Annotated in this window: 8 protein-coding genes; all 8 read left to right on the top strand. The window is 65.6% G+C overall.

Annotation, left to right across the window (positions count from 1 at the left end):
- Nucleotides 1-41: 41 nt before the first annotated feature.
- The 8 genes from CH275_RS23285 (at nt 42) to CH275_RS23250 (ending at nt 13,334) form a co-directional block, all read left to right on the top strand.
- Nucleotides 42-785, top strand: a complete 744-nt coding sequence (locus CH275_RS23285) for a GNAT family N-acetyltransferase (RefSeq protein ID WP_094680600.1) — start codon at nt 42-44, stop codon at nt 783-785.
- A 65-nt stretch (nt 786-850) separates the two neighbouring features.
- Nucleotides 851-1,870 (top strand): glutathione S-transferase family protein, encoded by a 1,020-nt coding sequence (locus CH275_RS23280; protein ID WP_094680599.1) that lies wholly within the window; start codon nt 851-853, stop codon nt 1,868-1,870.
- Between the two features lie 55 nt (nt 1,871-1,925).
- Nucleotides 1,926-2,645: a hypothetical protein gene (locus CH275_RS23275; protein WP_094680598.1), complete on the top strand. Its 720-nt coding sequence runs from the start codon at nt 1,926-1,928 to the stop codon at nt 2,643-2,645.
- A 43-nt stretch (nt 2,646-2,688) separates the two neighbouring features.
- On the top strand, nt 2,689-3,528 hold the full coding sequence (locus CH275_RS23270) for an LLM class F420-dependent oxidoreductase (protein ID WP_094680597.1): 840 nt from the start codon (nt 2,689-2,691) through the stop codon (nt 3,526-3,528).
- A gap of 110 nt (nt 3,529-3,638) precedes the next feature.
- Nucleotides 3,639-4,709, top strand: coding sequence for an ABC transporter ATP-binding protein (locus CH275_RS23265; protein ID WP_094680636.1), 1,071 nt, complete (start codon nt 3,639-3,641; stop codon nt 4,707-4,709).
- Nucleotides 4,706-5,476 carry an ABC transporter permease gene (locus CH275_RS23260; protein WP_094680596.1) on the top strand — a complete coding sequence of 257 codons (771 nt, stop codon included), beginning with the start codon at nt 4,706-4,708 and terminating at the stop codon, nt 5,474-5,476. Before CH275_RS23265 ends, CH275_RS23260 begins: the two co-directional genes overlap by 4 nt.
- A 191-nt stretch (nt 5,477-5,667) precedes the next feature.
- Nucleotides 5,668-9,402, top strand: a complete 3,735-nt coding sequence (locus CH275_RS23255) for an ABC transporter ATP-binding protein (RefSeq protein WP_094680635.1) — start codon at nt 5,668-5,670, stop codon at nt 9,400-9,402.
- A gap of 110 nt (nt 9,403-9,512) precedes the next feature.
- Entirely contained in the window at nt 9,513-13,334 is a 3,822-nt protein-coding gene (locus CH275_RS23250) for a multifunctional oxoglutarate decarboxylase/oxoglutarate dehydrogenase thiamine pyrophosphate-binding subunit/dihydrolipoyllysine-residue succinyltransferase subunit (RefSeq protein ID WP_094680595.1), read from the top strand.
- The last annotated feature ends 209 nt before the right edge of the window (nt 13,335-13,543 follow it).

Raw genomic sequence — 13,543 nt, 5'->3', positions numbered from 1 at the left:
ACCAGAACGTTGCTCTCGGGCGCGATGGCTAGTCTCGACACGTGGATTTCCCCCTTCTCGACGCAGGCCGGTTCGACGCCCACAAACTCGACATCGTTCGTCTGGCCTGGTGCAGGCAGCTGCAGCTCGACGATCGAGCCCTCGACACCGCGGCCGACCGCGTCGAACATGTCGCCGACACGAAGAAGGTCACGGTGCTGCAGCTGGCAGGAACCACCCTGATCTCGGGTCCGTCGTGGGTGGTGGACGCCTCACGCGCGATCACCGGCCTGCCGGGAACGGACCGAACCTGGGTCACGTCGCTCCTGAGTGATCGGGCGGAGCAGTACGACATCGACACCCACACACTGGCGTACGGGTCGGAGATCGGCCACTCCATCGACGTGCACGATCCATTGATCTCCCACGATGCGGTGCATGCTCGCAATCTTGCGGCGCACTGCAGTGATGCCGACGTTGCCGAGGCATTCGGAGAGCCGGTCTCGCGGAACTGGTTCACGCTGTTGGGCGACGACAGGCCCGCGGACTCGGCGCACTCGCTCTCCTCCGCCGGTTACTCGGAGGAGCAGCTGATCCTGGCCGACATGCGCGTGCTGACCGACCCTGATCATCGCCGACGCGGCCACGCCCAGGTGGTCGGGCGGCTGGCGACCAACGACGCCATCGACGACGGGTTGATTCCGCAATGGCGATCGCGACCCGAGAACGCCAGTGCTCGACGCCTCGCCGCGCGGCTGGGATACGTCGAAATCGGCGTGTGTCACACCGCTGCGCCTCGACCCTGATCCGGTTGGGCCGGCTCCGAACTGGGTAGCGTCGGAAGAACCAGTCGAGCTGAGGAGCAACAAGCATGGCCGATGACGCCGCGTACGTGGAACCGGGCAAGGAATTCAAGAGAGACACGAACTACATTCCGACGCGAATCACCGAAGACGGCCGCGACGGCTATCCGGTGGAGCCGGGGCGGTATCGATTGATCGCAGCGCGTGCCTGCCCGTGGGCACATCGGTCCATCATCGTTCGGCGGCTACTCGGACTCGAAGACGTTCTCTCCCTGGGCATTCCGGGGCCGACCCACGACCCGCGCAGCTGGAACTTCCAGGAGGAGCCCGGCGGCGTCGACTCGGTACTCCAGATTCCGAGGTTGCAGGACGCCTACTTCGCCCGGTTCCCCGACTACGAACGCGGCATCACAGTCCCCGCCATCGTCGACGTGCCCACCGGCGAAGTCGTGACCAACGACTACACACAGATCACGCTGGATCTGTCGACCGAGTGGACGCAGTACCACCGCGACGGAGCCCCCGATCTGTATCCGGAGGCATTGCGCGGCGAGATCGACGAGGTCGCCGACCTCGTGTTCCGAGACGTCAACAACGGCGTCTACCGCTGCGGATTCGCCGGATCACAAGAGGCGTACGACCAGGCCTACGACCGTCTGTTCGCCCGTCTCGACTGGCTCGTCGAGCGCCTGTCCACTCGGCGATACCTCGTCGGAGACCACATCACCGAAGCCGACGTGCGACTGTTCACCACCCTGGTGCGGTTCGATCCCGTCTATCACGGGCACTTCAAGTGCAACCGCAGCAAGCTCAGCGAGATGCCGGTGCTGTGGAACTACGCTCGCGATCTGTTCCAGACCCCCGGATTCGGCGACACCGTCGACTTCGACCACATCAAACGGCACTACTACGAGGTGCACACCGACATCAATCCGTCGGGCATCGTGCCCAAGGGCCCTGATCTACACGGCTGGCTCGAACCCCACGGACGAGAGTCACTGGGAGGATCACCCTTCGGCGACGGCACCGCTCCCCCGCCGCCGAAGCCCGACGAACTCGTTCCGTCCGATCACTGGGTTCCCGCGTAGGTGTAGAACCACCCCTGATCGACCGACTCCATGCTCGCGACCGAAAGAGGCACCGATGGCAGGCAAGAAGGACGACGCACAGATCGAGGTCGCGAACGGAGGCAAGCTCGAACGTGCCCTGGTCAACATCCTCGACAACGCCAGCCGCCTGCAGGGGCCTGCCGTCGACAAGTACGTCGCGCATGTGCGTCGAGCACACCCGTACGACACCCCCGCGCAGATCATCGAACGGCTGGAGAAGCGATTTCTGCTCGCGGTCACCGGCAGCGGCTCGGCGGTCGGCGGTGCCGCGGCGATTCCCGGCGTCGGAACCGTTGCCTCGCTCGCCGCGGTGGGTGCCGAGACGGCCTTCTTCATCGAGTCCTCGGCACTGCTGACGCTGTCGGTGGCGGCCGTGCACGGCATCCCCGTCGAGAACCACCAGCAACGACGCGCCCTGGTGCTCTCGGTCGCGCTGGGCGAATCGGGTATGCAGATCGTGCAGCGGACAGTGGGAAAGACCGCGAAGAACTGGGGGCCACTGATCACCTCCCGGATCCCCGGCGGCTCGATGACCAGCATGAACAGGTCTCTGGTGAAGAAGTTCATCACCAAGTACCTCGCCAAGCGCAGCGCACTGTTGGTGGGTAAGTTGCTCCCCGCCGGAATCGGCGCAGCGATCGGCGGCGCCGGAAACCGTGCTGTCGGCAAGGGCGTCATCAAGAACGCTCGCGAGGCGTTCGGTCCGCCGCCCGCTCGGTTCCCGGAGAACCGCGTCATCGAGCCGGACGAGTGAGAGCTCGCGGAATCTTCGTGCGCCTGCAGCGTTGACACCGAACATGACTTCCACACCTGAACTCGGCAAGTACGGCGTCTGGCGACTTCATTCGGCATTCACTCCCGAACTGTCGCGCGCGATCGAATCCTTCGGCTACGGCACGATCTGGCTCGGCGGCTCACCGCCAGCGGACCTGACCACCACCGAGGACATCCTCGATGCCACCGAGAGCGTCGTCGTCGCGACCGGCATCGTCAACATCTGGTCGGACGCGGCCGCCGACGTCGCCGCGTCGTATCACCGGTTGGAGAAGAAGCATCCGGGACGATTCGTCCTCGGAATCGGTGCCGGCCACCCGGAGGCGACGCAGGAGTACACCAAGCCGTACGACGCGCTGGTGTCGTATCTAGACGATCTGGACGAGGCCGGTGTGCCGGTGGAGCGGCGCGTCCTCGCCGCACTCGGGCCGAAGGTGCTCGCGCTGGCCGCCGACCGCACCGCCGGTGCGCATCCGTACCTGACCACCCCCGAGCACACCCGTGAGGCGCGAGAAGCGCTGGGTCCGGACAAGATTCTGGCCCCCGAACACAAGGTGGTCCTCGAATCGGATCCCGAGAAGGCACGCTCGATCGGTAGGCCGCCGGTGAACAATCCCTACCTGCACCTGCGCAACTACACCAACAATCTGAACCGACTCGGGTACTCCGACGAGGAAATAGCCGACGGCGGTAGCGACCGACTGATCGACGCACTGGTAGCGCACGGCACGGCCGACGCGATCGCCGCCCGATTGAACGAGCACCTCGACGCCGGTGCATCGCACGTGACGCTGCACGCGCTCCCCGACGACGCCGATCCGCTCGTGACCTACCGAGAGGTCGCCGCCGCGCTGAAGGGCTGACAGAAAAGGCTCTCTCGCGACGTCGTCGGTCGCACCCCGTAGCCTCGGGTACCGGTTGCCGCGTGCAGCCGGTACACGAGGTGACCGACGGCCAGGGGGATTGCGCACAGATGACCAGCTATCCGGGAGCTGCGCTCGAAGCGCAGGCACTGACCAAGCAGTTCGGCACCGTTCGCGCAGTGTCGGACCTGAGCTTCGCCGTTCCGCGCGGCACCGTCACCGGATTCCTCGGCCCCAACGGATCGGGTAAGACCACCACGCTGCGCATGCTGCTCGGGCTCGTCGCACCCACCTCGGGGGTCGGCCTCGTCAACAGCCTACCGTTTCGCACGGCGGCGCACCCGGCCCACGCGGTGGGAGCCGTTCTCGACTCGCTGAGCCTGCACCCCAAGCGCAGCGCCGCACACCACCTGAAGATCTACACCGCGGCGATCGGCGTGCCCGACAGCCGCGCCCTCGACGTGCTCCAACTCGTGGGCCTCGGCGACGCCGCCAACCGCGCCGCGGGCGGCTTCTCCCTCGGGATGCGTCAACGCCTGACGCTGGCGACCGCTCTGCTGGGTGATCCGGAAATACTCGTGCTCGACGAACCCGCCAACGGACTCGACCCCGAGGGAATCGCCTGGCTCCGCGACTTCCTGAAGGCGTTCGCCGCGTCAGGCCGAACCGTCCTGATCTCGAGCCACATCCTGCGCGAGATCGAGCAGACCGTCGACCATCTGGTGATCGTGAGCGCGGGCACGCTGAAGTACCAGGGTTCGATCGCACAACTACGGTCCACCCATCCCAGCCGCGTACTCGTCGCCGCGTCGGATCCGGCGAAACTGGCGATCGCATTGGCGTCGAACGGCCTCACCGATTCCCAGCTCATGCCCGACGGCCGCATCGGCGTCGCCGGCAGCGACGCGGCCACCATCGCGCGTATCGCCGCCGACGCCGAGGTCACGGTCTTCGGCACCACCAGCGAACACGTCGACCTCGAGCAAGTGTTCCTGTCGATGACGGCGGGTCAGTACGCCGCAGCACCGGTGTCGCAGAATCCGTACGGCCCGCCGCCCGGGTACCAACAGGGCTATCAGCAGGGTTACGGCCCGCCGCCTGGGTACGGCCCGCCGCCGCAGAACTACGCCCCGCCACAGAACTACGGCCCACCACAGAACTGGAACGGGGGTCCGCGATGAACGCGTTGCTGACATCGGAGATCCGCAAGGTCACGACACTGAAGTTCTGGTGGGCGTTGGCGATCGCGCCGATCGTCGTCGGAGTCTTCGCGTCCGTCATCACCTCGGTCATCGCGAACCAATTGGGCGAGTTCGAAGAGGACCTGAACATCTCGGGTGGCGTCGCCTCGATCGGCCTGTACGTCGCCGCCGGAGCCGCGATTCTGTTTGCCGGCATCTTCGGTGCCATCAACGCCGGAACCGAATTTCGCCACAAGACCATCACCACCAGCTTCCTGACGGCCCGCGGCCGCGACGGAGTGATCGCGGCCAAGCTCATCGTCACTGCGCTGTTCGGGCTCGGATACGGACTGGTGGTACTGCTGGCCAGCCTCATCTGTCTGCTGATCTTCAACGAGCGCACTGTGCTGCTCGATGGCGCGTTCATCGGTGTGGTGGCGTCGTGCCTCCTCGCGGTGGTGCTGTGGTCGATGATCGGTGCGGGCCTGGGCCTGCTGCTCAAATCACCGACGTGGGCCGCGATCGTGCTCGTTGCCTGGCTGCCCTTCGGCGAAGGTCTGCTCTCTCTGATCCTGTTCGGACTCGGATTGGGGCCGGTCGCGGTAGCGCTACCGTCGAACCTCACTCTGCCGACCATGGCGGCGACGCAACTCGACGACGCGGGCGACCTGGCGTCGTGGCCGTGGGCACCGCTCGGGCTCGCGCTGTGGGCCGCGATCCTCACCGGCGGTGGCTGGTTTCTGGCCCGCACCCGCGACATCGACTGAGTTCGGAACCGGTCCAAGCGTTCGCTCGAAGCCCTGTCGGTACTCGGGTCTACCGTGGTGAATCGATGGCACACAGTAATGCGGTGAAGGACCGTGCTGCAGCACCCGGACGCAGCTCGGCAAGGCTCGACAACGCAGAATCCGCGTCGAGCACCCAGCGGGGGTGGATCCGGCGACTGATTGCACAGTGCATGCTGCATCGACGTACGGCACTCGGTGCACTGGGCGTGACGATGATCGCCGCGGTCATCGACATCTCGTTCCCGCTGCTCACCAGGGTGGCCATCGACGACGCGACTGCAGGCAAGGGCGATGTGATCCTGACGGTCGCGGTGGCCATCGCCCTGTTGGGTCTGGTGCGGTTCGCCTGCCAATTCGGTCGACGCATGCTGGCCGGCCGGCTCTCGATCGACGTCCAGCACGATCTTCGCCTCGACCTGCTTGCCTCGTTGCAGCGGCTCGACGGGCGCAAGCAGGACGAGATTCGCACCGGCCAGGTCGTGTCGAGATCGATCACCGACCTCCAACTCGTGCAGGGACTGCTGGCCATGGTTCCGCTGTCGGCCGGGGCGGTGTTGCAGTTCGTTCTCGCCCTGGTGGTGATGGCGTATCTGTCTCCTCTGCTCACCGTCGTCGCGGTACTCATCGTTCCTGCGGTGAGCATCGTGGTCTACCGAATGCGGCCCACTCTGTTCGCGGCCACCTGGTCGGCCCAGCAACGCGCCGCCGATCTGGCTCAGCACGTCGAGGAAACCGTCACCGGCGTGCGAGTGGTCAAGGGCTTCGGACAGGAAGCCCGCGCGGTGGACCGCATCGAAACCCTCGGCCGCACATTGTTCGCCGAGCGCATGCGGTCGGCGCGGATCAACTCTCGGTTCGCACCGTCGATGGCCACCATTCCCCAGCTCGGACTCGTCGGAGTCATCGCCCTCGGCGGGTACCTCGCACTGCAGGGTCACATCACCATCGGCACGTTCCTGGCCTTCGCGACCTACGTCGCGACGCTGTCCGCCGTCACCCGCACCGTCTCGTCCGTGGTCATCATGGCCCAGCTGTCGCGCGCGGCCGTCGAACGCGTCTACGAGGTGGTCGACACAGAACCGTCCGACCCGGAACCCGAACGTCCTGTCCCTCTTCCCGACGGCCCACTCGGAGTCCGTATCTCCGAGGTGACCTTCGGGTTCGAACCCGAGCGGGACGTGCTCAACGATCTGAGCCTGACCATCTCGCCCGGCGAAACGGTTGCCGTCGTCGGACACGCGGGTTCCGGAAAGACCGCCCTCGCCCTGCTGCTGCCCCGCTTCTACCGTCCCGCCGAGGGACACATCGAGCTGACGTCCGACGGTACGTCCATCGATATCGACGACCTCGACTCCACGTCCCTGCGCGAGGCGGTGTCGCTGGTGTTCGACGAGCCGTTTCTGTTCTCCGACACCATCGCCGCGAACATCGCTCTCGGCCGGCCCGACGCCACCGCGGACGAGATCGAGCATGCGGCTGACCTGGCGCAGGCCTCTTCGTTCATCGAGGCGTTGCCCGAGGGATACGACAGCCTGGTCGGCGAACGCGGACTGACCCTGTCCGGGGGCCAGCGCCAGCGCATCGCCCTGGCACGCGCCCTTCTCGTCGAACCGCGAATTCTCATTCTCGACGACGCCACCTCCGCCGTGGACGCGGAGACCGAAGCCGCGATCTTCGACGCCCTGCGCGGGATCCGCACCCGCGCGACTCTCGTACTCGCGCATCGCCGGTCCACTCTCACGCTGGCCGACCGTGTCGCCGTGCTCGACAACGGTCGCATCATCGACGCCGGTACCGTCGACGAACTCGACCAGCGGTGTCCGCTGTTCCGCGCGCTGTTGGCCGGCGGCGACGATGAACCAGGTGCCGAATCGGACCCCGATCCGATCGCAGAGCCTTCCTCGGAGACGCTGTGGCCCGACACCGCGCCGGAATCGTCGGCCGAGCCCGGCAGCGTTGCAGCGCCCACGCCCGGAGGCGGCGGTGGGCACGGAACTGCGATGGCGGGGGCGTTCGGCTCATTGGCACCCACGCCCGCCATCGCCGCAGCTGTCGCAGCCCTGCCGCCCGCGACCGAGGATGCGGGAACATCGGGATCCGAACTCCGAAAGCCCGACCCGGGATTCCGGTTGTCGAGGTTGCTCGGACCGGTCCGGCTGTTGCTCGCCGCCGTGGTGGTGCTCCTCGCGCTGGACTCGCTGGCCTCGATCGCCTTTCCCTCACTCGTTCGCTACGCAGTGGACAGCGGGGTGGCGCGGGGAGATTCGAGCACCCTGTGGATCGCCACGTCGATCGGCGTCGCACTGGCAGCGGCGAGTTGGTTCGTCGTTTGTTGGACGACGGTCATCACCGCGCGGGCAGGCGAGCGGGTGCTGTTCGGTCTTCGCGTACGTAGCTACGCGCACATTCAGCGGCTCGGCCTCGACTACTACGAGCGTGAGCTCTCCGGCCGCATCATGACCCGGATGACCACCGACGTCGATGCACTCTCGTCGTTCATCCAGACCGGTGCCTCGACGGCCGTGGTGAGCGTGTTGACCGTCGTCGGTATCGCGGCCGCCCTGCTCGTCACCGATCCCACACTCGGGCTGGTGGCGCTGGCGGTCGTGCCACCGCTCGCCGTGGCCACCGTGATCTTCCGGCGAATCTCCTCGGCGGCATATTCGACCTCTCGTGAGCGCATCTCGATCGTCAACGCCGATTTCCAGGAGAACGTGACAGGACTGCGCGCTGCACAGGCGTACCGGCGCGAGGAGTACGCCGCGTCCCGATTCGCCGAACGCTCCGATCGATACCGGGTCAGTCGAATGCGGTCGCAGACCGCGATCTCGGTGTTCTTTCCGCTCATCACCCTGCTCTCCGACGTCGCGCTCGCCGTCGTCGTGTTCGTCGGTGCTCACCAGATCGCCAGCGGCACCACGACCGCGGGCACCCTCGTCGCATTCGTGCTGTACCTCGGGCTGCTCTTCGGCCCGATCCAGCAACTCTCGCAGGTGTTCGACGGTTACCAGCAGGCACGCGTCGGAGTCGGACGCATCGGCGATCTGTTGCGCACCACGAGCTCCATCGAAACTGCCACTGCCGCGCACTCGACCGCGCTCCCGGGCGGACGCCTCCGCTCCGACATCGATCTCGTCGACGTCGGTTTCAGGTATGCCGGAGCCCACTCCGACGCCCTGAGTGAGGTAAATCTCACCATCCCCGCCGGCACCACCGTCGCCTTGGTCGGACGCACCGGAGCGGGCAAATCCACCGTGGTGAAACTGCTGGCCCGCTTCTACGATCCGACCTCCGGATCGGTGCGCGTCGGCGGAAACGATCTGCGCGACTACCGCCTCTCCGACTACCGCCACCGACTCGGCGTCGTACCGCAGGAGGCGCACCTCTTCAGCGGAACGGTGGCGTCGAACATTGCGTACGGCAGACCTGATGCCACGCGCGCCGACATCGAGAACGCGGCACGCTCGGTAGGTGCTCTGAGCACCATCGCCGCACTTCGCGGCGGTATGCACCAACCCGTCGGCGAACGCGGCCAGGGGCTGTCTGCAGGCCAACGACAGCTGATCGCTCTGGCCCGGGCCGAGCTGGTCGACCCGGACCTGCTCCTTCTCGACGAGGCCACGGCGACACTCGATCCGGCCACCGAACGCACGGTGTTGGCGGCCAGCAGTGCCGTCGCACGTACCCGTACCGCGGTGGTTGTCGCACACCGACTGGCGACGGCCGCACGAGCAGATCTGATCGTCGTCGTGGACGGCGGCCGTATCGTCGAAACCGGACGACATTCGGAACTTCGCACCCAGGGCGGCTTCTACGCGCAACTGTGGACTGCAGCCGAAACGAACCGAGGGAATAATTCGATAGTCCAAGGAGTCATCGACAACGAGGCCGATGGTTACCGGTGAGTACATATCACAGCTACGTCCCGGACGCACGTGAGCTGAACCAGAGGTCTAGCCTGGACACGTACGCGCGCTGAACGGGAACGAAGACAGAAACGAGGCGAACTACTGCCGTGAGCAGCAGCTCTACTACCCAATTCGGACAAAATCAATGGCTGGTCGACGAGATGTACCAGCGATTCAAGCAAGACCCTTCCTCCGTCGACGCGAGCTGGCACGAGTTCCTCACCGGTTACGACCCCGAGGCCGTGACCGACGAGACCGCCGGCAGCTCGAACGGTGCGTCCGGTAACGGCAACGGCGCAGCCTCGAACGGTAGCTCGACCAAGTCCGCCCCTCCCGCCGCACCCGCGCCTCCCGCCAAGCCTGCCGCCTCGGCTCCGCAGAAGGACAGCGCTCCCGAGGCCGACGCTCCGAAGGCCGCAGCGCCCAAGGCTGCCCCGAAAGCCGCCGCCCCCAAGGCCGAGCCCGCAAAGCCTGCGACCGCTGCAAAGCCTGCCGAGAAGAAGGCCGCTCCGGCGAAGTCGGCCCCCGCTGCAGCCGAATTCGGCGAGGAATCGAGCAAGGTTCTGCGCGGCGCCGCAGCAGCAGTCGCCAAGAACATGTCCGCCTCGTTGCAGATTCCGACCGCGACCAGCGTGCGTGCGATCCCGGCAAAGCTGATGGTGGACAACCGTCTGGTCATCAACAACCACCTCGCTCGTACCCGCGGCGGCAAGATCTCGTTCACGCACCTGCTCGGCTACGCCATCGTGCAGGCCGTCAAGGCGTTCCCGAACATGAACCGCCACTTCGCCGAGGTCGACGGCAAGCCGAACGCAGTGACTCCGGCAGCGATCAACCTCGGTCTTGCGATCGACCTGCCCGGCAAGGACGGCAACCGTTCCCTCGTCGTCGCTGCCATCAAGAACACGCAGGACTTCACGTTCACGCAGTTCTACAACGCCTACGAGGACATCGTCCGGCGCGCTCGTGACGGCAAGCTCACCGGCGAGGACTTCCAGGGCGTCACCATCTCGCTCACCAACCCCGGCGGAATCGGAACCGTGCACTCGGTACCGCGTCTGATGAACGGCCAGGGTGCCATCATCGGTGCCGGAGCAATGGAGTACCCGGCAGAGTTCCAGGGTGCCAGCGACGAGCGTCTCGCCGAGTTCGGCGTCGGCAAGCTCATGACGCTGACTTCGACCTACGACCACCGCATCATTCAGGGTGCGGAGTCGGGCGACTTCCTCAAGACGATCCACAACCTGCTGATCAGCGACGAGTTCTACGACGAGCTGTTCCATTCGCTCAAGATCCCGTACGAGCCCATCCGCTGGCGCAAGGATCTGCCCGAGGGCACGGTCGACAAGAACACCCGCGTGCTCGAGCTCATCGCGGCGTACCGCAACCGCGGTCACCTGATGGCCGACACCGACCCGTTGCAGTTCACCAAGGACAAGTTCCGGATGCATCCGGACCTCGACGTGATCAGCCACGACCTGACGCTGTGGGACCTCGACCGCGAATTCAAGGTCGGCGGATTCCACGGCAAGGACAAGATGAAGCTGCGGGACGTGCTCAGCGTGCTGCGCGACTCGTACTGCCGCCACGTGGGCGTCGAGTACACCCACATCCTCGAGACCGAGCAGGTCTCGTGGCTGCAGGAGCGCGTCGAAGCCAAGCACGTCAAACCGACTGTGGCGCAACAGAAGTACATCCTGAGCAAGCTGAACGCCGCCGAGGCTTTCGAGACCTTCCTGCAGACCAAGTACGTCGGCCAGAAGCGCTTCTCGCTCGAAGGTGCCGAGTCCGTCATTCCGATGATGGACTCCGTCATCGACCAGAGCGCGGAGTACGCCCTCGACGAGGTCGTCATCGGCATGCCGCACCGCGGCCGGCTCAACGTGCTCGCCAACATCGTCGGTAAGCCGTACTCGAAGATCTTCACCGAGTTCGAGGGCAACATGAACCCGGCTGCCGCACACGGCTCCGGCGACGTGAAGTACCACCTCGGTGCCGAGGGCACGTACATCCAGATGTTCGGGGACAACGACATCAAGGTCTCGCTCACGGCGAACCCGTCGCACCTCGAGGCCGTCGACCCTGTTCTCGAGGGACTCGTCCGAGCCAAGCAGGACCTGCTGGACAAGGGCACCGGCCAGGGCGGCTACTCCGTCCTGCCGCTGATGCTGCACGGAGACGCTGCATTCGCCGGCCAGGGCGTTGTTGCCGAGACACTGAACCTGTCCGATCTGCGGGGTTACCGCACCGGTGGAACAGTGCACATCGTCGTCAACAACCAGGTCGGCTTCACCACCTCGCCGGAGTTCTCGCGTTCGTCCGAGTACTGCACCGATGTGGCCAAGATGATCGCTGCGCCGATCTTCCACGTCAACGGCGACGACCCCGAGGCCTGCGCCTGGGTCGCTCAGCTGGCGGTGGACTTCCGTCAGAAGTTCCACAAGGACGTCGTCATCGACATGATCTGCTACCGCCGTCGTGGCCACAACGAGGGCGACGACCCCTCGATGACCCAGCCGGCGATGTACGACGTGATCGACACCAAGCGCAGCGTTCGCAAGAGCTACACCGAGTCGCTGATCGGCCGTGGAGACATCTCGCTCAAGGAAGCCGAGGATGCTCTTCGCGACTACCAGGGTCAGCTCGAACGCGTCTTCAACGAGGTCCGCGAACTCGAGAAGTACACCCCGGAGCCCAGCGAATCGGTCGAACTCGACCAGCAGTTGCCGGCCAAGCTCACCACGGCCGTCGACAAGGCGGTACTGCACCGCATCGGCGATGCACATCTCGATGTTCCGGACGGCTTCAACGTGCACCCGCGCGTCAAGCCTGTACTCGAGAAGCGTCGCGAGATGGCTCACGAGGGCAAGGTCGACTGGGCCTTCGGTGAACTGTTGGCACTCGGATCGTTGGTGGACGAGGGACGCAATATTCGCTTCTCCGGCCAGGACACCCGCCGTGGCACGTTCACTCAGCGGCACTCGGTGATCATCGACCGCAAGACCGGTGCCGAGTACACCCCGCTGCAGAACATCGGCAGCGACAACCCCGGCAAGTTCATGGTCTACGACTCCGCGTTGAGCGAGTTCGCGGCCGTCGGCTTCGAGTACGGCTACTCCGTGGGCAATCCGGACGCGCTGGTGATGTGGGAAGCGCAGTTCGGCGACTTCGTCAACGGCGCTCAGTCCATCATCGACGAGTTCATCTCCTCCGGTGAAGCCAAGTGGGGTCAGCTCTCCGACGTCGTGCTGCTGCTGCCGCACGGCCACGAGGGTCAGGGTCCCGACCACACGTCCGGACGCATCGAGCGGTTCCTGACGCTGTGCGCCGAGGGCTCGATGACCGTCGCACTCCCCTCTACCCCCGCGAACTACTTCCACCTGCTGCGCAGGCACGCGCGTGACGGCATTCGTCGCCCGCTGATCGTCTTCACCCCGAAGTCGATGCTGCGCAACAAGGCAGCAGTGAGCAACATCGAGGACTTCACCGACGGCAAGTTCCACTCGGTGTTCGACGAGCCCACCTACGACACCGGTACCGGCGACCGCAGCGCGGTCAAGCGAGTGCTGATGGTCAGCGGAAAGCTCTACTACGAGCTCCTCGCTCGCAAGCAGAAGGACAACCGCGAAGACGTCGCGATCGTCCGCGTCGAGCAGCTGTACCCCGTGCCGGTCCGTCGGATCCGGGAAGCACTCGAGAGCTACCCGAACGCAACGGAATTCCGTTGGGTTCAGGAAGAGCCTGCGAACCAGGGTGCATGGCCGTTCTTCGGTCTCGCGCTGCCCGAGCTCATGCCCGAGAAGCTGGTCGGCATCAAGCGCATCTCCCGTCGCGCCATGTCCGCCCCGTCGTCGGGATCGAGCAAGGTGCACGCCGTCGAGCAACTCGAAATCATCGACGAGGCCTTCAAGGCTGTCGGCGAAGACTAGACACGTTCGGCAACTACAGCGGCCCACTCCTCCGGGGGTGGGCCGCTGTTGTCGTTGCAGGGCCCCCGTTCCTCGTCAATGGACCCTTGCATACGTCTGAAAAGTGCAATGGTTCATTCACGCACACCCCGGACACGAGTGGATGGACCCTTGCATACGTCTGAGCGGTGCAAGGGTCCATTGACGCGGACGGGGGTGGCGTGCGGCAG

This window comes from Rhodococcus sp. 06-235-1A, from assembly GCF_002258785.1.
Lineage (GTDB): Bacteria > Actinomycetota > Actinomycetes > Mycobacteriales > Mycobacteriaceae > Rhodococcoides.
The sequence above is the reverse complement of the archived record's forward strand: the minus strand, read 5'-3'. Positions and strand labels throughout refer to the sequence as shown.